Annotated in this window: 16 protein-coding genes, 1 CRISPR repeat array and 2 riboswitches; of the genes, 7 read left to right on the forward strand and 9 right to left on the reverse strand. The window is 54.3% G+C overall.

What is annotated here, in order from left to right:
- Positions 1–448: 448 nt before the first annotated feature.
- The 5 genes from H8S34_RS09005 to thiS are packed head-to-tail and all read right to left on the reverse strand — an operon-like array spanning position 449 to position 3,926.
- Entirely contained in the window at positions 449–1,042 is a 594-nt protein-coding gene (locus tag H8S34_RS09005; protein WP_186963774.1) for a thiamine phosphate synthase, read from the reverse strand.
- Entirely contained in the window at positions 1,035–2,288 is a 1,254-nt protein-coding gene (gene thiH, locus H8S34_RS09010) for a 2-iminoacetate synthase ThiH (RefSeq protein ID WP_101693236.1), read from the reverse strand. Before thiH ends, H8S34_RS09005 begins: the two co-directional genes overlap by 8 nt.
- Before the next feature lie 17 nt (positions 2,289–2,305).
- Positions 2,306–3,079 (reverse strand): thiazole synthase, encoded by a 774-nt coding sequence (locus tag H8S34_RS09015; protein WP_101693235.1) that lies wholly within the window; start codon positions 3,077–3,079, stop codon positions 2,306–2,308.
- Positions 3,080–3,095: 16 nt separating this feature from the next.
- A complete protein-coding gene (gene thiF / locus H8S34_RS09020; protein WP_186963775.1) occupies positions 3,096–3,731 on the reverse strand; it encodes a thiamine biosynthesis protein ThiF in 636 nt (211 codons plus the stop codon).
- Entirely contained in the window at positions 3,732–3,926 is a 195-nt protein-coding gene (thiS, locus tag H8S34_RS09025) for a sulfur carrier protein ThiS (protein WP_101693233.1), read from the reverse strand.
- A gap of 50 nt (positions 3,927–3,976) precedes the next feature.
- Positions 3,977–4,083: riboswitch (TPP riboswitch) on the reverse strand.
- A gap of 47 nt (positions 4,084–4,130) precedes the next feature.
- A riboswitch (TPP riboswitch) is annotated at positions 4,131–4,239 on the reverse strand.
- Between the two features lie 610 nt (positions 4,240–4,849).
- Between thiS and H8S34_RS09030 the strand changes: the two genes are divergently transcribed.
- From H8S34_RS09030 to H8S34_RS09060, 7 genes are all read left to right on the forward strand, one after another.
- Complete coding sequence (locus H8S34_RS09030) at positions 4,850–6,193, forward strand: ABC transporter substrate-binding protein (protein WP_101693232.1); 1,344 nt, start codon at positions 4,850–4,852, stop codon at positions 6,191–6,193.
- A 91-nt stretch (positions 6,194–6,284) separates the two neighbouring features.
- Entirely contained in the window at positions 6,285–7,232 is a 948-nt protein-coding gene (locus H8S34_RS09035; RefSeq protein WP_186963776.1) for a radical SAM protein, read from the forward strand.
- A 12-nt stretch (positions 7,233–7,244) separates the two neighbouring features.
- Positions 7,245–8,150, forward strand: a complete 906-nt coding sequence (locus H8S34_RS09040) for a carbohydrate ABC transporter permease (protein ID WP_101693230.1) — start codon at positions 7,245–7,247, stop codon at positions 8,148–8,150.
- Between the two features lie 12 nt (positions 8,151–8,162).
- Positions 8,163–8,984: a carbohydrate ABC transporter permease gene (locus tag H8S34_RS09045; protein WP_101693229.1), complete on the forward strand. Its 822-nt coding sequence runs from the start codon at positions 8,163–8,165 to the stop codon at positions 8,982–8,984.
- A gap of 20 nt (positions 8,985–9,004) precedes the next feature.
- Positions 9,005–11,071 carry a molybdopterin-containing oxidoreductase family protein gene (locus H8S34_RS09050; RefSeq protein WP_186963777.1) on the forward strand — a complete coding sequence of 689 codons (2,067 nt, stop codon included), beginning with the start codon at positions 9,005–9,007 and terminating at the stop codon, positions 11,069–11,071.
- A gap of 4 nt (positions 11,072–11,075) precedes the next feature.
- Positions 11,076–12,107, forward strand: coding sequence for a radical SAM protein (locus H8S34_RS09055; RefSeq protein ID WP_101693227.1), 1,032 nt, complete (start codon positions 11,076–11,078; stop codon positions 12,105–12,107).
- Positions 12,108–12,120: 13 nt separating this feature from the next.
- Positions 12,121–13,092, forward strand: coding sequence for an aldo/keto reductase (locus tag H8S34_RS09060; RefSeq protein ID WP_101693226.1), 972 nt, complete (start codon positions 12,121–12,123; stop codon positions 13,090–13,092).
- A gap of 226 nt (positions 13,093–13,318) precedes the next feature.
- Positions 13,319–16,373: a CRISPR direct-repeat array (repeat unit 33 nt; unit sequence ATTTCAATCCACGCTCCCCGTGTGGGGAGCGAC).
- Positions 16,374–16,536: 163 nt separating this feature from the next.
- Here the strand turns inward: H8S34_RS09060 and cas2 are convergent.
- From cas2 to cas7c, 4 genes are read right to left on the reverse strand one after another with little or no spacing between them, the layout of a single operon-like run.
- Complete coding sequence (cas2, locus tag H8S34_RS09065; RefSeq protein ID WP_101693225.1) at positions 16,537–16,827, reverse strand: CRISPR-associated endonuclease Cas2; 291 nt, start codon at positions 16,825–16,827, stop codon at positions 16,537–16,539.
- Between the two features lie 7 nt (positions 16,828–16,834).
- Positions 16,835–17,866, reverse strand: coding sequence for a type I-C CRISPR-associated endonuclease Cas1c (gene cas1c / locus H8S34_RS09070; protein ID WP_186963778.1), 1,032 nt, complete (start codon positions 17,864–17,866; stop codon positions 16,835–16,837).
- Entirely contained in the window at positions 17,863–18,525 is a 663-nt protein-coding gene (gene cas4, locus H8S34_RS09075; protein ID WP_186963779.1) for a CRISPR-associated protein Cas4, read from the reverse strand. The genes cas1c and cas4 overlap by 4 nt, the downstream gene beginning before the upstream one ends.
- Entirely contained in the window at positions 18,522–19,418 is an 897-nt protein-coding gene (gene cas7c / locus H8S34_RS09080) for a type I-C CRISPR-associated protein Cas7/Csd2 (RefSeq protein WP_101693222.1), read from the reverse strand. The genes cas4 and cas7c overlap by 4 nt, the downstream gene beginning before the upstream one ends.

The raw sequence follows: 19,418 nt of genomic DNA on the forward strand, positions 1-19,418 counted from the left end.
TTCTCCCGCCGGGCTTTTTCTTCCGGCGTGCGATTCTTTCTGGCCATATGTATAACCTCCTGTGTGATGCTTCTATTTTACACCACTCAGGAGGTTTACACATAATTTGAAGAAGTCTCTGATATTTCTCACGAATGTACTTCGCAAATGGAAGCGGGCTCAATGGCTTTAGGATTTTCTATAGATCGGCTTCTGGCACCTTTCCGATGGAGCGCATATCTACTTTGCCAGCAACATCCCATATAAACATGAGATCGAACAGCGTTCCATCAAAATCGAAAATTATACCTTGAATCATAATTCGACTAGAACCTTTGCCTGTTCCACAGTTTTGCAAGCAGCGCCAATGACCAAGTTGGAGGGGACACGCTTACGAATCTCTGCCACAGGCGCACCCTCAACACCTAGTTACGACGTATAGCAGTAACATTTTCTCATTGAATTTCATTTAGCTCTCCATGGCTTTCATAAGCCCTGTTACATCCTCGGTTGCCATCAAGCTGCTCATTAAGCAAGCTCCGCTGGCTCCTGCGCTGCGCACCAAAGCAATGTTATAGGGATAGATTCCACCGATTCCATACACAGGAATATCTACGGCAGCACACACATTCCGCAGGAATTCTAATCCTCTGCCAGGCAGACCTTTTTTACAGTCTGTCTCAAACACATGGCCGGCAGTAATGTACGTGCAGCCGAAAGCCTGTGCTTCCAAAGCATCATCCACACTATGACAAGATGCTCCTAAGACGTCGAAATGGGCTTTTTGCTCCTGTGAAAGCTCCCTTAGAAGATGCAGCGGCAGATGGATAGCAGCTGCACGAAGAGACAGAGCAACGGCAGAAAAGCTATGCAGGATACACTTCACATCATATTGACCGCAGATCTCCATGACCGCCGCTGCCAATGTCTCGTATTCTTCCGGTGACATATCTTTCTCACGGAGGATGATTCCTGCAGGATGGCAGGCTGCAATCCGTTCGACCCTTGTGAGAAAGTCTTCCCGGCACAGTTTTCGGTTGGTGACACACAGAATATCAGACATATACATAATCATTCAGCACTGGCTGTAAACCTTCACCCGACATATCCTTGTACATGGTTTCAAAGCTGCGGTCATCGTCAATCTCAAACTGCTCATCACCCTTAACGGCATCATCTTCTTTGCCGGTGTACTTGCTTTCGTGGTCTCCAATGCCGGTAGAAACGCCAGCGGAAATCTTGGTTGCAGCAATTTTTACAATACCGTTTCTGAACTCTGCACTCTCACGCGAAGAGACGGTAATTCCCACAAATGGAAGGAAGATACGGTAAGCACAAAGGATTTGACACAACTGCTTTTCGCCTACATCAAGAGGATTGATCTTGTCGTTGTTGATGATCGGGCGCAGTCTCGGGCAGGACAGGGACATTTCTGCATGGGGATATTTGCGTTGCAGATAGTACACATGAAGTGCACTTGCCAGAGCATCCTTTCTGAAATCGGACAAGCCAAGAAGTGCAGAGAACGCGACACCACGCATACCACCACGGAGTGCTCGCTCCTGGGCATCAAAACGATACGGCCATACACGCTTGTGCCCAAACAAATGGAGTGTTTCGTATTTGTCGGCATCGTAGGTCTCTTGGAACACGGTTACATAATCAGCACCGCACTCGTGGAGATACTTGTATTCATCGGTGTTCACGGGGTAGATCTCCAGACCAACCATGCGGAAATACTTTCGAGCCAGCTTGACAGCTTCCCCAATATACTGCACATCGCTTTGTGCACGGCTCTCGCCAGTAAGGATTAGGATTTCTTCCATACCGGAGTCAGCAATCACTTTCATTTCATGCTCGATCTGCTCCATAGTCAGTTTCATGCGGTTGATATGGTTGTAACAGTTGAAGCCGCAGTAAACGCAGTAGTTTTCGCAGTAATTGGCAATGTACAGAGGGGTAAATAAGTAAACAGTATTGCCAAAGTGCTTGCTTGTCTCCATGCGGGCTTTCTGTGCCATTTCTTCCAGAAAAGGTTCCGCGGCAGGAGATAAGAGTGCCTTGAAGTCCTCGACAGAGCAAGTCTCATGGTCGAGGGCAGCACGAACATCACGAGCAGTATAGACGGAATAATCAAAGGAGTTCATCTGGTACATAACCTGCTGGCAAACATCAGATTCGATGATCTCCATACCCGGCAAATATTCCATGTGATTTTTACGACTGGACGGGTCTGTTTCCAGTTTGTGTTTTTTCTCCAGAGCAGCCGGTGACAGATACTCAGAATCTACAAAAAATTGATTTTCCATAGTCGTTCTCCTTCTCCTTAATCACGCAGGAAGCCGGTCAGAGGATCGGAAGCAGAAGCACCTCGGGTCAGCACACGGCCCAGACCGGACAGATATGCCTTTCTGCCTGCTTCGATAGCCTGACGGAAAGCAGATGCCATCAGCGGCAGATCTCCGGCAGTTGCAAGGGCGGTGTTCGCCATAATAGCAGCCGCACCCATTTCCATGGCTTCACAAGCCTGCGAAGGTCTACCAATGCCAGCGTCCACGATAATAGGCAGATCAATCTCATCAATGAGAATCTGAATGAATTCTCTGGTTGCCAAACCCTTGTTAGAGCCGATGGGCGAAGCCAGAGGCATAATGGTAGCCGCGCCTGCATTCGCCATATCACGGGCAGCGTTCAGATCAGGATACATATAAGGCATGACAACAAAGCCTTCGTTTGCAAGAATCTCAGTAGCCTTAATGGTTTCCTGGTTGTCGGGCAGCAAATACTTGGTATCACGCATGATCTCTACCTTCACAAAATTACCGCAGCCAAGTTCTCTCGCAAGACGGGCAATACGGACAGCTTCCTCTGCGTTTCTTGCACCGGAGGTGTTGGGCAGCAGGGTGATGCCTTCTGGGATGTAGTCCAAAATGTTTTCATGCTCCTTGGTGTTTGCACGGCGAACAGCAAGCGTGATGATTTCTGCACCGGCATCTTTGATTGCAGCTTCAATGAGCTTCATGGAATACTTACCGGAACCCAAAATAAAACGTGAATTAAATTCGTGACCGCCAATGACGAGCTTATCGTTGTTAACCATAATAACTCCTTCTTTCTTATACTTCATATTTGCCTGCGAGGATACGCAGGACGGTATGAGCCTGATGTGCGGCGCAAAGCATAACACGAGGGGCCACCAGTCCAATGGTATTTGCCACATCGCTGACTTCATCACCGCATAGGTAAAATCGTTTCGTAACTTTTCTTGTTTTAATGGTATTGGGCGTATCTATACCAGCCATGCCGGAAGCTGCAACCAAATAGCACTGGGGTAATTGCTCTAAAACGCCGTTTACAATCATTGCCTTGCACTCTGCATCGTCAAATGCTTCACATACAATATCCGCGTCTTTTAGCAGACGCGCGAAATTTTCCTCTGTGATCTTTGCTGTTACAGCTTGGAGTTCCGTATAGGGGGCAATCTCTAACAGATTTTCCACAAGAGCATCTGCCTTGTAGGATCCGATTTGATTTGCCTTGTATTGCTGTCGGTGCAGATTGGTTATGTCTACACGGTCAAAATCAATCAGCAGCAGTTTACCGATTCCAACTCTTGCCAAAGCGACGGCGATATTTGATCCAAGACCGCCAAGGCCGCAAATTGCAACAGTTGCGGAAGAAAACTGTTTATAAAGTGTGGCTCCGTGGCGGGCAATCAAAGCGTCCGTCCATTCTTTTTTAGACGGTATCAATCAACCACCTCCCACAAAGCTGACGATCTCCAAACGATCGCCATCTTTAAGAATGGTATCATCGTACTGAGACTTAAATACGATGTCGCCATTTTGTTCAACTGCGATTCGTTTGGGATCATAGGCGGTTGTTGCCAGATACTCCGACACTGTCTTTCCTGCAACATCAAGTTCCGTGCCATTTACCTTTACCACGATTGCACCTCCAAAATAAAATACGGGAAACCTCCGATTTGGACGTTTCCCGCAACACTCACAAAAATCCCTACGTTGGCATTATCCAAATCAGGTTTATGGGTCGAAGGTTGCACCTTCCTCTCAGCCTGTCATACAAGCTCCCCGCTTTTTTTAATTGTAAAATAAAAACAGGAGACAACCCTTTCGGATGCCTCCTGTAAAAAATCCTTGTGTATGACTTCCTACGGCGGCATTATCCGCATCAGGTTATAGGGTCGAAGTTCGGTTACTTCCTCTCAGCCTGCAAACACAAGCTCCCCTGTATTTATTCGATTAGATATTGTACACCTTGTTTTATGAAAATACAATAGGCTATCTAAAAAAGCACAAAAAACACAAAGAGTAAGGAAGCAAAAGAGAACACATAATCTATGTGCATTTGACTCTTGCTTTTGTTTAAATCTGAGCGCATATATAGGCCGCCATATTTTCCCTTATAGGACTGGATAGGGGAGTAGGGAAGGGGGCAAATTGGCATCATATCAGGTGTCAATTTTTTCTTTTTACACGGAAAGGGAAGACGTAAGGGAGGAAAACGCAAGCGCGGGCAATTCAAATATCTCATCCGTTTTGCATGTTGGGTCATTATATGAATTTGGACATGTGTACGTAGGTGGAGGACACAAAAATTTTAAAAGTACAATAATAATACTAAAATGGCACAAAACATATCTGAATTTTCGATAGAAAAGTGTGGTGGGAAGCAGGAAGGAAGAGGATGGCAGAATCAAAATGGAACTGGATAGAAAGTGTATAAAAATTAAATTTTTCTATATTTGTGCCAGTGATTTATTCGTTATTGCAATTTGAGTTTTCATTCTAAGTCTGCTATCTTAACTTATGGATTTCCTTGCAACTTTAGAAAGAAAGAGGAGTTTTTCATGGCACACATCTGGGGTAAAAGAATTGGTACCACTGGCCTTGCCACGGTGTTGACGCTCTCAATGGCCGCCTGTGGCGGACAGAGCGCCGGGAGCGATCCTTCTGCGGCACCCACACAGGGGGGCTCGGAGGGAGAGAGCACGAAGGTGTTGGAAGTTTGGCTGCCGGCCAAGGCAACCGATGGCAACGATGCGGAGATCTGGGATGAGGTTGTGGCTCCCTTTGAGGAGGAGCACAACGTGGACGTTACCTTCCAGTTTATCTCCTGGAAAGACTATGAGGCCAAGTACAGCTCCGGTATTTCCACAGGGACCGGGCCGGACGTGGGCTATATGTATGTTGAGATGTTCCCCACCTATATCGATGCCGGCGCGGTGGAGGATCTGAGCAACTACCTGACGGAAGAGGATTATGCCACCTATACGACTCTGACGGACAAATACAAGATCTTCGGCAAGTTCTATGGTATCGCCCAGAGCGGTCCCCAGGCGGTCAGCGGCCTGGTCTACAACAAGACCATTCTGGACTCCATCGGGGAAGAGGCCCCCAAGACCTGGGATGATGTGATCCGCATTGCCCAGAAGGCCACCCAGGACACCGATGGCGACGGAAAGATTGACCAGTACGGTGTGGCCCAGGGCTGGGGCCAGACCTTCTATCAGGACCTGAACTGGAACTGGTATAACTTCATTTGGCAGGCCGGCGGCGACATCTTTGACGACGAGGGCAAGTGCATCATCAACAGCGAGCAGGGAATTGCGGCCGCGCAGCTGCTCTATGATCTGAAGAATACCTACAATGCCCTCCCTGAGGACACCATGTCCCTCATCAACAACGAGGCCTTTGACAACTACTTTGTGCCCGGAAATGCGGCCCTGGCCTTCGTGGGCACTTCGGAGAGCACCTTCAACAAGCTGGCTGACGGGGACTTCGAGTACGGCTTTACCTATGACCTCCAGGGCCCCAACGGCGATATGGGCGCCCGTGCCAGTGTAGACCAGATCGTGCTCATGTCCGCCTGTGAGGACAAGGAGCTGGGCTGGGAGCTGGTCAAGTACATGACGGGCCCCGAGGGAGGCGCCAAGTACCGCGAGCTGACCGGAAGCGCGCCCTCCACCGTGGGCGAGGAGGATCACGGCTATGAGGTGACCAAGGAGGCCCTGGCGGCCAGCCTGGATACCTCCATCCGGCCCATCAAGGCCGCCCGCCGTGCCACCGAGGTCTATGACTTCCTGTGGAAGACCCTGCAGGAGATGATGAACGGAAACGTCAGCCCCGAGGACGCCATGAACGAGGTGGCGGAATTCGCCAACAGCCTGGATTACGCTGCTCCGGCCAACTGATCGGCTGGGATTTCTGACAAACAGATTAAAAAACAGGCAAAGCAAGGCGGACGCCTGCTTTGCCTGTTTTTTTGGAAAGGCGGTTTTCTCAATGTATCCTGAAATCTACATGGATATCCTGAACAAATGCAATGCCCGGTGCAAATATTGCCTGACCGGTCAGGCCAACCGGACTGGATACAGCAGCCGGTTTCCGGCCTACTACATGGATGTCCCTACCTTTGACCGTCTGGCCCGGCATATGCTGGACCATCAGATCATGACGCCGGATGCGCTGTTCCACATCTACAACTGGTATGAGCCCACTCTGAACCCCCATCTTGCGGGGATTCTCAATTACATGCGGGAGCATGGGCTGCGGGTGGACATGAGCACCAATGCCGGGCGCTGTATGGATTTCTCTGGACTGGGGGACTGTGGGCATATGGAGAGCATCCTTTTCTCTATGCCGGGCTTCAGCCAGAGTTCCTACGACCGCATTCACGGGTTTGATTTTGAGCAGGTAAAGCAGAACATCCGCACCACCATGAAAGAGCTCCGCCGGAGAGGCTTCAAGGGAGATGCGTATATCAATTTCCACCTCTATCAGTTCAACCTTGGGGAGATCTATGGCGCCAAAGCGTTTGCCGATTCGGTCGGACTGCGTCTCCACTCCATTTTCGCCTACTTCAACGGTTCGGGAGAATTTGAGCCCTACCTGCGCGGTACGCTGAGTGCCGAGGAGATGAAAGACGCCACCCGGGAGATTTTCTTCGGGCATCTCTATGAGCTGGAGAAGCATGCAGAGAAGTACCTGGAACAGTTTGTGGAGCCGGAATCCATCACCCTGAGTGAATTCTGTAATGTCATCCCGGGCCGTGGCTGTAACGATGAGTCGAAGGTGTGCAGCATCTTTGATCTCCACAGCTATGAGGAGGTCAAAGCGGTCTACGACAGTCTGGCCGCAAAGCGGGGCAACGATCCCATTTACCGGCAGATCCATCTCTGGGCCCACAGCTATAAACTCTCCATGAATCATCTCTTTGGAATTCCTGATTAAGGTGGTGCAGTTATGTCAAAGGAGTTGGCATATCCCCGTCGGAAGAAACAGGACTGGAGCTCCTACCTCTACATCCTGCCCATGCTTGCCATTGTGATCTTTTTCTGGATCATTCCCATCCTGATCTCGGTGGTGCTGAGCTTCACGCAGTATAACGCCCTTTCTACCCCTCACTTTAATGGAGTGGAAAACTATAAAGCGCTGTTTGAGGACCGCATTTTCCGTCAGTCCCTCATCAATACGCTGATTTTTGTTATTACGGTGGTACCGGGACAGACCATCCTGGCCTTTTTGACGGCATCCTGGATCGACCGGAAGGGGAAAAACCCCGCCACGCAGTTTGTGCGGTGGGCCATGTTTATTCCAAGCCTGGCCTCTGTGAGCATTGTGGGCATTGTCTGCCGTATCCTGCTCAACAATCCCAGTTCTCCGCTGAACACGCTCTTTTCTCTTTTCGGGCTCAATCCCTCCCTACTGCTGGGCAGTGAGAAGGCCGCCTTTCCCACTCTGATCGTGATCGAGATCCTGATTGGGTCGGGCTACTATATGGTCATCTATCTGGCGGCCCTGTTGGATATTCCCCACAGCTACTATGAGGCGGCCAAGATCGACGGGGCCAGCCAGTTTCAGATCTTCTGGAAGATTACCTTCCCGCTGATGCGGCCCATGACCCTGCTGGTCATCCTGCTGGGGAGCATCTCGGCCTTCCAGAGTTTTGATCTGGTGTACACCATGACGGGAGGTGGACCGGGACGCTCCACGACCATGACGGCAATGGTCTACCTCTATCTGTACAGCTTCAAATACTCCAAGATCGGCTTCGCCATGGCCATCGGCAATGTGCTGATCCTGGTGATCGCTGTGCTCACCATCGTGCAGCGCAGACTGGCTGGCCGGAAAGAAAATATACTGTATTAAGGGGGGAGAGACATGAAAAAAGGATATTCCAAGGTGCTGAGTGCACTGGGGTATGTGTTTTTTGTATCCCTTGCACTCTTGATGCTGCTCCCCTTTGCGTATATGCTGGTCTGCTCCCTTCAGGAGACCTATTCACCCTATCTGATCAGCTTCAATCCGGCGGATTACACGCTGGACAACTTCCGAAAGACCTTTGCCGTGAGTGGCTTTTCCCTCTGGGTGCGCAACAGCATCGTGATCTCCTTAGCCGGTGTACTGCTGACCCTGGCGGTGTGCAGTCTGGGCGCCTTTGCCTTTGCCAAAAAGCATTTCCGGGGAAGCCGGGGACTCATGAACTTCCTCATGATTTCGATGGCCATCCCGTTCACCGCCACGGTGGTTCCCCTCTGGCTGATGATGGGGAAGCTGAAAATGATCGACAACTTTTTCCCGCTGATCGCCCCCATTCCCTCCATGCTGGGACTGCTCCTGATCCGGCAGGCTATCCTGGCCCTGCCCAAGGAGCTCTTTGAGAGCGCCCGGGTGGATGGCTGCCGGGATTTCCGGATCTACTGGAACATTGTCCTGCCGGTCATCCGGCCCATCCTGATCACGGTGGCCATTCTCTATTTTGCCCGGAGCTGGAACAGCTTCCTCTGGCCTCTGATCATCTCCAATACCGACGCCACACGGACCCTCCCGGTGGGACTTGCCTCCATCCAGGGGACCCACACCATCAACTATGGCATCACCATGGCCGGGGCGCTGATGAATTTCCTGCCGCCCTTTTTGGTGTATGTCTTTTTCCAACGCTATTTTATTGCCGGAATTGCCGGAACAGGAATCAAAAACTGACTGTTTGGGAGGTTACACAGATGCAGATACAAACGATGACCTGCCGCTTCTGCGACCGGGAGTGCCATATGGCGGTGTCACTGGATGCCGCCGGCCGGCCAGCGGCCATCCGTCCGGCCCATGAGGAGGGAACCATCTCCTGCCCCACGGGGCTTCATGCCCTGGAGCTTATGAACCATGCACAGCGGGTAAAACACCCCATGCGCCGGGTCGGACCGCGGGGGAGCGGCCAGTGGGAGGAGATCTCCTGGGACGAGGCCTTTGACCTGGCGACCCGGGAGCTTCAAAAGACCCTGGATCAGATGGGACCGGAGGGACTGCTCTTCATCAAGGGCTTCAATAAGCCGTTGCAGAGCGCGGTCTTTGACCGGCTGGCCAATCTGCTGGGGGTACCCAACCGGCTGGGTGCAGGGAACATGTGCCATCAGGCCCAAGCCCAGTCCTTTGTGGACACCTTCGGCTTTCCGGCGGACCGGCGCATCACGGCGGAGACCCGGACGGTGGTACTCTGGGGCTCCAATCCCAGCAATACCATGCGCTGGGTGCAGCGGGATATTGCCGAGATGAAACGGGCCGGGGGACGTCTGGTGGTGGTGGATCCGCTGCCCACCCGGATGACCGAGCTGGCCGATCTCTGGCTGCCCATCCGTCCCGGCACGGACATGGCGCTGGCCCTGGGGTGGATGCGCCTCATTTTGGAGGAGGGCTGGGAGGATGCCGACCTGCTCAGCCGGTGGGCGACCGGCCTGGAGGATATCCGCAAGGCCTGCGCGCCCTATACGCTGGAATATACCGCGGCCCTTACGGGACTTGCGCCCGCGCAGATCCGGCAGGGGGCCGAGTGGTTTGCCTGTGCAAAGCCCGGCATCCTCTTTGGCGGGAATGCGCTGGACCACAACTGGGACAGCTATCAGAAGGGACGCTGCCTGGCCATCCTGCTGGCGCTGACCGGAAATGTGGATGTCCCGGGGGCGGCACTCCATGCGGCGCCTCCTTCCGGCCGCAACCCGATCCGGACGCCCCGGCTGACCTGCGCAGACCGCTTTTCCGCCGCCCAGCGGGAACGGATGTGGGGCTGGGACCGTGCGCTGCTTCCCACCGCCCGGCAGACCAGCGGGCAGGCCATGCTCCAGGGGATCGAGGCAGGGAAACTCCGGGCAGGCTGGGTGGTCGGCGGCGACCCGGTGGTCATGTGGGCGGACAGCCGCCGCACGCAGTCGGTGTTGCAGTCCCTGGACTTTCTGATGGTGCAGGACTTCTTCCTCACGCCCACCGCGCAGATTGCCGACCTGGTGCTCCCAGTGGCCACTTATCTGGAGTATGAAAACCTCTTCTTTGAGGGGGACGGGAGTATCCAGTACCGCCCGGCGCTGGTATCCGGCTCGGATGCCCGCAGTGATATGGATATCATCAACGAGATGGGAAAGCGGCTGGGACTGGCGGATGCGTTCTGGCCTGACATGGACGGGTTCTGGAACTTCCTGCTGGAGGGGAGCGGAGTCACGCTGGAAGAGCTCCGCACCACCGGACGGCTGGAGGGGGACGGGACCAAGCGGCAGCCCGCACCCCGGGGATACCGGCAGTGCGGATTCCCCACGGCCGATGGAACGATCCACCTCGCCCTTCCGGAGCTGGAGGAGCGAAGCGGCGGAAGCGTGCCCAGGTATCGGTCCCTCCCGGAGCCCGATGAGGCATACCCCGACCGCTGCACGAACTACAAATCTCCCTTCTTTTTCCACTCGGCGGGGCGGCAGCTGCCGGGACAGCGTACCCGGCAGCCAGACCCGGTGGCCTATGTGAGTGAAGATGTGGCCGCGCGGGAGGAACTGCGCGAGGGGGACTGGGCCCGGATCACCACACCGACCGGGGAGACCTGTCAGCGGGTGCACATCGGACCGGGTATGCCTGCCGGCACCATTGCCCTGGCCATCGGCTGGTGGGACACGGATGCTGCCGGTGAGCGGGATGTGCTGGCCGGAAACTGCAACAACCTGACGTCGGACCGGACCCTGCTCGGCGGGGAGATCCAGGCGTTTTCCTGCCGCGGCATTCCGTGCAGGGTGACAAAAGAGGAAAGGGTGGACTGAATTTATGTGTCTGGAGCGTACCGATCATCGGAATCCACAGCGCTTTGAGGAGCTCTATCACAATGTGGTTCCCGGCCGTTATACCGAGATCTACATGGATGTGACCAACAAGTGCAACGCCATGTGTAAATACTGCAAAACGGGACAGGCCAATCTCTGCGGCGCGAGCCGGGAGGTGCCGCCCTACTACATGACACGGGCGGAGTTTGAGCGGCTCCACCGCCATCTGCTTGACCACAACATCATCACGCCGGACTGTATCTACCGGATCTACAACTGGTATGAGCCCTCCCTCAATCCCCATCTGCCCGATCTGTTCAACTATATGCACGAGGTCGGGATTCGGCTGGATATGAGCACGAATGCGGGAAAGGCCATTGATTTCTCCCGGGTGGAGTCCTGTGAAAACTGGTATGGTATCCTTTTCTCCATGCCGGGATTCAGCCAGAGCTCCTATGACCGCATCCACGGCTTTGATTTTGAAAAGGTCAAGGCCAACATCCGCGCTACCATGGAGGCCATCCGGGCGCGGGGGTTCCATGGATATGCCATGATCAACTACCATCTCTACCAGTTCAACATCGGCGAGGTCCGTGCGGCAAAGGTCTTTGCCGACGAGCTGGGCCTGGGACTGCACACCATTTACGCCTATTTCAACGGGACTGGGGGGAATGGGGACTATCTCTCCGGGACGATGGACCCGCTCTATCTGCGGGATGCCTCCCGGGATCTGTTCTTCTACCACATTGATGAGCTGATTGCCCACAAGGAGGAATACTTCCGGGAGTTCAATGAGCCGGAATCCATCACCCTGAGCGAATTCTGCAATGTGATTCCCTGCCGGGGCAGTAACGATGACGACCGGATCAAGAGCATCTTTGAGATCACCAGCTATGACGAGCTGCACGGTATTTACGAGGGGATCTTTGCCCAGCGGCGGAAGAATCCCCAGTATGGGAATGCCTGGGTCTGGGGGCACAGCTATAAGCGCTCCTGGAACCATCTGTTCGGTTTTGCAGACAACACACTGATCTGAGGAGGAGAGTTCCATGAAGCGAGTAGAGCTGGGACACAGTGGGATCGAGGTCACCGAGCTGGGATACGGCTGCATGATGTTTGGCCCCAAGCTGGAACAGGAGGAGGCCTTTGCACAGCTGGATGCCTATCTGGAGCGGGGCGGCAACCTGTTGGACACGGCCAACATCTACGGACGGCGCAAGATCGACGGCACGGGCCGCGCGGGGAGAAGTGAAGAGATCATCGGAGCGTGGCTCAAGGAGCGGGGATGCCGGGATCAGGTCGTCCTGGCCAGCAAGGTGGGATTTGCATACCCGGGCATCTCCTACGGGACCTCTGCCCGCCAGATCCGGGAGGAGTGTGAAAAATCCCTCCAACGGCTCCAGACCGACTATCTGGACCTCTATTACCTCCATACCGACGATGAGAATACACCGCTGGAGGAGACACTTTCTGCCATGGATACCCTGGTGCGGGAGGGAAAGGTGCGGGCCATCGGCGCCAGCAACTTCAGCGCCTGGCGGCTGGAGCGCGCCCGTCAGATCTGCCAGGCCAACCACTGGACACAGATCTGCTGCATCCAGCAGCGGTACTCCTATCTGCGCCCGAAACAGGACGCGGTGTTTCCCGGCCAGAAGTATGTGGTGGAGGACCTGCGGGAATATATCCGGGATACGGGGATCACACTGCTGGCCTACTGCCCTCTGCTGAAGGGCGCCTATGTCAATCCGGAGAAGCCCTTTATGGCCCAGTATGTTGGAGCAGATGCCCAGGCACGTCTGGCGGCGCTGGATCGGGTGGCCAGAGAGACGGGGTACAGCAAGGTTCAGATCGTCTACTACTGGCTCATGCACCAAGATCCGGCCGCCATTCCGCTGGTCACCACCACAAATATGGCCCAGTTTGAAGAGGCAATGGGGACCCTGAAGATCCAGCTCAGCAAGGAGCAGCTGGACTTTCTCTCTGCGGCCGAAGAGGGAAGTGTGGCCGGCGCGGCGAAGTAAGCGCTGGGAGTGTGACAAAGGTTTTGATGTAAAAGATGAGCCATTTGTCTCTTTCATTTTTAGCTGGAACGCGTTCATAATTGGAAAAGTGGATATAGTGGTCAATCATCTTTCTATGACAAGGCCCCCTGATGTAGGAAAATAGACTACATCAGGGGGCCTTTGTGTCACTGCTTCCCGAGTGGGGAGCGACGTTGGTTCGGGAGGGCTGCCGTAGCCACAAGTTATTTCAATCCACGCTCCCCGAGTAGGGAGCGACGCCGGGGCTTGCGCCTACCTCTCTGCTGCTGTTGATTTCAATCCACGCTCCCCGTGTGGGGAGCGACCGGTCTCGGTGGTGATGGTCGCCATATTGTCGTTATTTCAATCCACGCTCCCCGTGTGGGGAGCGACGGGAAGACGGCGTGCTGCGAAAGCCCAAGGGCGTATTTCAATCCACGCTCCCCGTGTGGGGAGCGACGGGGGCTCCGGACAGACCCGGTACAGGCGGCTCTGATTTCAATCCACGCTCCCCGTGTGGGGAGCGACCTCAACCGTATTTTTGACCAGCACGATATTTTTGATTTCAATCCACGCTCCCCGTGTGGGGAGCGACGTTGGATGCCATTTCCTCCAACCGCTGGAGCGTATTTCAATCCACGCTCCCCGTGTGGGGAGCGACGTGACGGCTTTTACGCCCAGAATACATCTTTGATATTTCAATCCACGCTCCCCGTGTGGGGAGCGACCCCTTTACGGTAATCGCCACAAAGCCGCAGCTCCAATTTCAATCCACGCTCCCCGTGTGGGGAGCGACAAGCTACGCCGGTTCGTCCGCCCTCGACATGACGGAATTTCAATCCACGCTCCCCGTGTGGGGAGCGACCGCGGTTGGACGGTAAACACGTCAGATGGTGAAAATTTCAATCCACGCTCCCCGTGTGGGGAGCGACTCGGAATGATGTCTGATCTCAGCATTCTTCTCTATATTTCAATCCACGCTCCCCGTGTGGGGAGCGACCCGGAGACTGCGGCGCAAATAACCTGGTGATCGTATTTCAATCCACGCTCCCCGTGTGGGGAGCGACTTGAGGCAATCGTCCAGGAATTGGAGGAGAAATATTTCAATCCACGCTCCCCGTGTGGGGAGCGACCGACACGGTGCAGTTCTCCGAGCCTATACACGGCCTATTTCAATCCACGCTCCCCGTGTGGGGAGCGACTGGAGTGATCCTGTATTATAGCAAGCCGAGGAGCATATTTCAATCCACGCTCCCCGTGTGGGGAGCGACTGGAGTGATCCTGTATTATAGCAAGCCGAGGAGCATATTTCAATCCACGCTCCCCGTGTGGGGAGCGACGCTGCCTCCGATGGGCCATCCGCCGTCTCACCCAATTTCAATCCACGCTCCCCGTGTGGGGAGCGACCGCGCACGCGCGCGTGCGCGCGCGATCTATCTTATTTCAATCCACGCTCCCCGTGTGGGGAGCGACCCTAAATTTTCACTTCTTGCTCTTGTTAAAGCGATTTCAATCCACGCTCCCCGTGTGGGGAGCGACCGTATCGCTCGTGGCAGGACCGCACCACCCGCGTGATTTCAATCCACGCTCCCCGTGTGGGGAGCGACAGCATGGCCGAGAGGAGCCACAGCGTCTCGTCCAATTTCAATCCACGCTCCCCGTGTGGGGAGCGACTTGTTGCAATTGTTCAAATCTTGTTAAAACTCAATTTCAATCCACGCTCCCCGTGTGGGGAGCGACACTATTGTTGATACTGCATATCTTAGAGGGATAATTTCAATCCACGCTCCCCGTGTGGGGAGCGACCGGGATTTCCTTTACAAGCTCCATCTGTATAAACTATTTCAATCCACGCTCCCCGTGTGGGGAGCGACAACTGACCGACATGGAGATGACGCGTCAGGCGGATTTCAATCCACGCTCCCCGTGTGGGGAGCGACGTGGCCGCTGAGCTGGACGTGAGTCGGGGCACAGTATTTCAATCCACGCTCCCCGTGTGGGGAGCGACCATGATAGCGCTCTGGTGGGAGTAGTTCGACAGGATTTCAATCCACGCTCCCCGTGTGGGGAGCGACCAAAAATGTCCTGGTCAAGCGGTCTCTCCTGGCGGATTTCAATCCACGCTCCCCGTGTGGGGAGCGACTTATGGCTATTGACTATAATGGATTTTTGATGTAATTTCAATCCACGCTCCCCGTGTGGGGAGCGACATCAATTCGAGAGAGATAATAGCATACCCGGTTATTTCAATCCACGCTCCCCGTGTGGGGAGCGACGTCCTCGTCCTCTTCGTCCTCAGAACTCTTAGAGATTTCAATCCACGCTCCCCGTGTGGGGAGCGACTATTCAGATGAAGTAGAAACTAAAAGCGTATTTATTTCAATCCACGCTCCCCGTGTGGGGAGCGACGCTTCTGGTGGCGGAACAGTTAAATTCCCTATTGATTTCAATCCACGCTCCCCGTGTGGGGAGCGACGGTTTTATACCCCGCTTTTTATTTAAGGTGGAAATATATTTCAATCCACGCTCCCCGTGTGGGGAGCGACGGCGGCTGAGTTTTTGCTTATATTTTATAAGCTTGATTTCAATCCACGCTCCCCGTGTGGGGAGCGACTTCCACCGAAAGATTCAAAAAATGCAAGAGTTACATTTCAATCCACGCTCCCCGTGTGGGGAGCGACCGGAGCTGAGCCGCATCCGGGCGGAGAGCAAGAAATTTCAATCCACGCTCCCCGTGTGGGGAGCGACTAGAGCCTGTTAAAATAAAAAGTAAACAAAAGAATTTCAATCCACGCTCCCCGTGTGGGGAGCGACTATTGCACCCCTCTTTAAACTTAGGAGCAAAATATTTCAATCCACGCTCCCCGTGTGGGGAGCGACGTATCATAATAATTTTGCAATGTCTCTTCACCGATTTCAATCCACGCTCCCCGTGTGGGGAGCGACCCTGTGGATGGGAATGTGTGCGTCGTCGTATGTATATTTCAATCCACGCTCCCCGTGTGGGGAGCGACCCGCATCAATCGGCGGTCTGCATGTGACTCTGCATTTCAATCCACGCTCCCCGTGTGGGGAGCGACGCTGGGACGAGCTCCTGCGGGATTTCCCGGAGATATTTCAATCCACGCTCCCCGTGTGGGGAGCGACAGGATTTCCGCAACCTGCACTTCAAGAGCGTCAGATTTCAATCCACGCTCCCCGTGTGGGGAGCGACTGTCTGGAGGCAGCGCGCTCCCTGTCCAGAGCGAATTTCAATCCACGCTCCCCGTGTGGGGAGCGACAGCAGATATGTACAAATACACACCTGTAAACTTATAGAACTTAGATAAAATTTAGCGTATCTGAGTAAGTTTTGTCAGACGACACTGCTTCCGCGCTGCAAGAAAGGGCTCTATTCCAGTGCGAACCTCCAGGGGAATATGTGACTGCTGTCTCTTCGCACCATTATAGAATCAACGGCTCTTCCGGGAGATAAGAGGATTTACAGCCAAAGTGCTCAATTTTGTTTTCATATTGTTTCCCAAGATAATAAAAGCGCAGACTGTCTTTTTCCTGATCAATAATGGAAAGCAGCTTTGCCTGCAGCAGTTTGCATTGGGCCGAATCCAGCAGGCATTCAAATACCGAGCATTGGACCCGCTGCCCATAGTTGACACATTGCCTGGCAATTTGGCGCAGACGCCTGCGTCCGGCGGCATCTGCTGTATTGACATCGTATGTGATCAGTACCAGCATAGCATCCTCACTTCCACAAAAAGGGTGGATAGGCCTTCAGGTCACATCTGAGATATCGAGTCAAAAGAAGTGCCTGAAGGTAAGGCACCAATCCCCACGGCACTTTCTCTCCCAGAAAAGGATGAGTCAGGCTATCTTTTTTGCGCGCCTGCCAACGTTGGAGAAAAGTACGTCGTCCACTCTCGTTGAGCAGTACACTACCATTTTCGTGATAGATAAAATCTGATTTCTGAAAGACGCGGTTGTTGATGCAGGTCAAAACAAAACGGTCTGCGATACAGGGGCGAAATTCTTCCATCAGATCCAGTGCCAGGGAACTGCGGCCCGGCCGGTCGCGGTGGAGAAAGCCCACGTAAGAGTCCAGTCCCACACTCTCCAAAGCCCAGGTGCAGTCATGGGACAGCAGGCTGTAGGCAAAGGAAAGTAGGGCATTTACCGGATCCAGAGGCGGTCGGCGGCTACGGGTCTCAAAGCGAAACACAGAACGGTCCCCCAGGATCAGTTGATCGAATACACCAAAATAGGCGGTGGCCCCGGCCCCCTCCAGCCCGCGCAGGCTGTCCAGCTCTGTCACCTGCAAAAGTTGGGGCAGCATGGCTTTCAGCTGGCCGGACACCTCCCCGAGCCGCTGGTCATCTACCCGGAGTCCGTGGTCCCGGCGGGTGCGTTCGATGCTCCAGCGGGCGTTGTGGACCTTTCCGAACACCATTGATCGGGCGATAGTGCAGCTCTGCGCTGGGTCGTCTGCCGCTCGGTACTGGGTTCGGCGTAGCAGTACATTCCCGTTGGCTTCACCGGTGACTCGGGCCAAGAATTTCCCCCGGGGCGTACAGAAGGACAGGGAGATCCCGCGCTGGGCACAGGCTCCCATTAGGGCGGGAGAAGCACCGGGATAGGAAAACGTGAGAATGGCAGACAGGGTGTGAAGGGGATAGCGGGCCACAGGGCTCTTTTCCCGACTGGCCACCACATTCTCCCCATCTAGAGAGAGGTAGATGTCCTCTGAGGTCACAAACAAGGTGTTGAGCAGATGTCTCATGGTTCCACCTCCATGGCCTGACGTAAATAGGTGTCCACATCGTTCCCCTTCAGTAGTGCGGGCAGGCAGAGTTCCTGGAGGGAACAGGCATTGCAGGACTTGGAACGCCGTACTTTAGGGGTATGTCCCCGACGGTAGAGCTGGTGCATCTCTTCCAACATCGTCTGCACTTCTTCCCGCAGCTCTGCGGAAAAGGGCACTAACGTCCGCCGCCGGGTTTCGCCATAGAAAAGGGCTCCTTCCGGAACGGCACAGCAGAGCATCTCCTCCAGGCACATGGCCTGGGCGCACAGCTGTAGTTCGTCGGCCCGGTGGGATTTGGGTGTGCCTCGCTTGTACTCTATAGGAAAGGGAACCCACAAGCCCTCTTCCCCGCGGAGAGGGACCCCGCTAATATCTGTGCGGAACTCCACCACATCACACTTTCCAGAGATTCCTAGGGTGGGGGAGGCCACCGGCAACCCGCGCAGGATGAGGATATCTCCTCGGCGCTCCCGTGACTGCTCATCATGGGCCCGGCGGTGAAACAAATCGCCCTCTACCGTGCGCAGATTTTCTCTCCACTGCTGCTCAACGTGGATCAGTGCCCACTGGCGTCGGCAGAAGGCAAAGTGCTGCAAACCGGACAGCTGGAGGAAGTCCTCCTCGGTGTAGATCACCCCATGCGCTGACAGGTGATACCGGCCGGCAGGGCAGCCTCATCCACGGAGACGGTATAGTCCTGATAGGAACGGGCGGGGGAGGGGTCATCCGGAATTTTGCGGGCAACTGTCACCGTATCAAAGAGCTTCCAGGCAGGAGCACAGCCCAGTTCGCTGTCGTGCTTAAAGACGATCAGTTCCCGCACTGCCATCTTGCCACGGGCAGCAGAGTGATCATGCTCAAACATATTGAGAATTGCATCCCATAGCAGAGACAGGTCCTCCTCGGAGAAACCGGTGGTCTTACGGGCCAGATTGGCGGAGATATAGCCCTCACAGCGGTAAAGACCATAGGGGACGATGTACTTCCGGCCCATTTCAGTCCCTTTTTTCTCGGCATCAGCTTCTGTGGTAATGGCTACACGAGTGATGGTGACTTCCTGAGGTACCACGGGCTCCACACTGCGGGCAAAACCCAGCTGTACCGGGCCGCGCACCTGACCGCAGTTCAAGGCTGCTTTTACGAAGGTAGTCATTACTGCGCCAAAGGTACGGATATCATAGAAGTTAGCGCACATCCAATCTCGGATCTTCCGGTCCAAATCGGGGTCAGCCTTCTTTTTCTCCTTCACATTTTTTTCCGTGATATCCAACTCGGTGTAAGCCTCTCCATCGCTGCGGTTCAGGGGCACACCGTCCTTTACATAGATGCGGTAACCAGTGGCATCCTCCTTCACCGTCTCCACATAATTGCGGATTTTTCGCTTGAGACACACATCGGTCACGATGCCCAGACCAGTTTCCGGGTCCACACGGGGCATATTACCGGCATCGGGATCGCCGTTAGGGTTGCCGTTTTCTACATCGAAGAGGATAACGAATTCATAGCGGTTTTTGATGGGCTCAGACAT

Source organism: Pseudoflavonifractor hominis (assembly GCF_014288125.1).
Taxonomy (GTDB): domain Bacteria; phylum Bacillota; class Clostridia; order Oscillospirales; family Oscillospiraceae; genus Pseudoflavonifractor_A; species Pseudoflavonifractor_A gallinarum.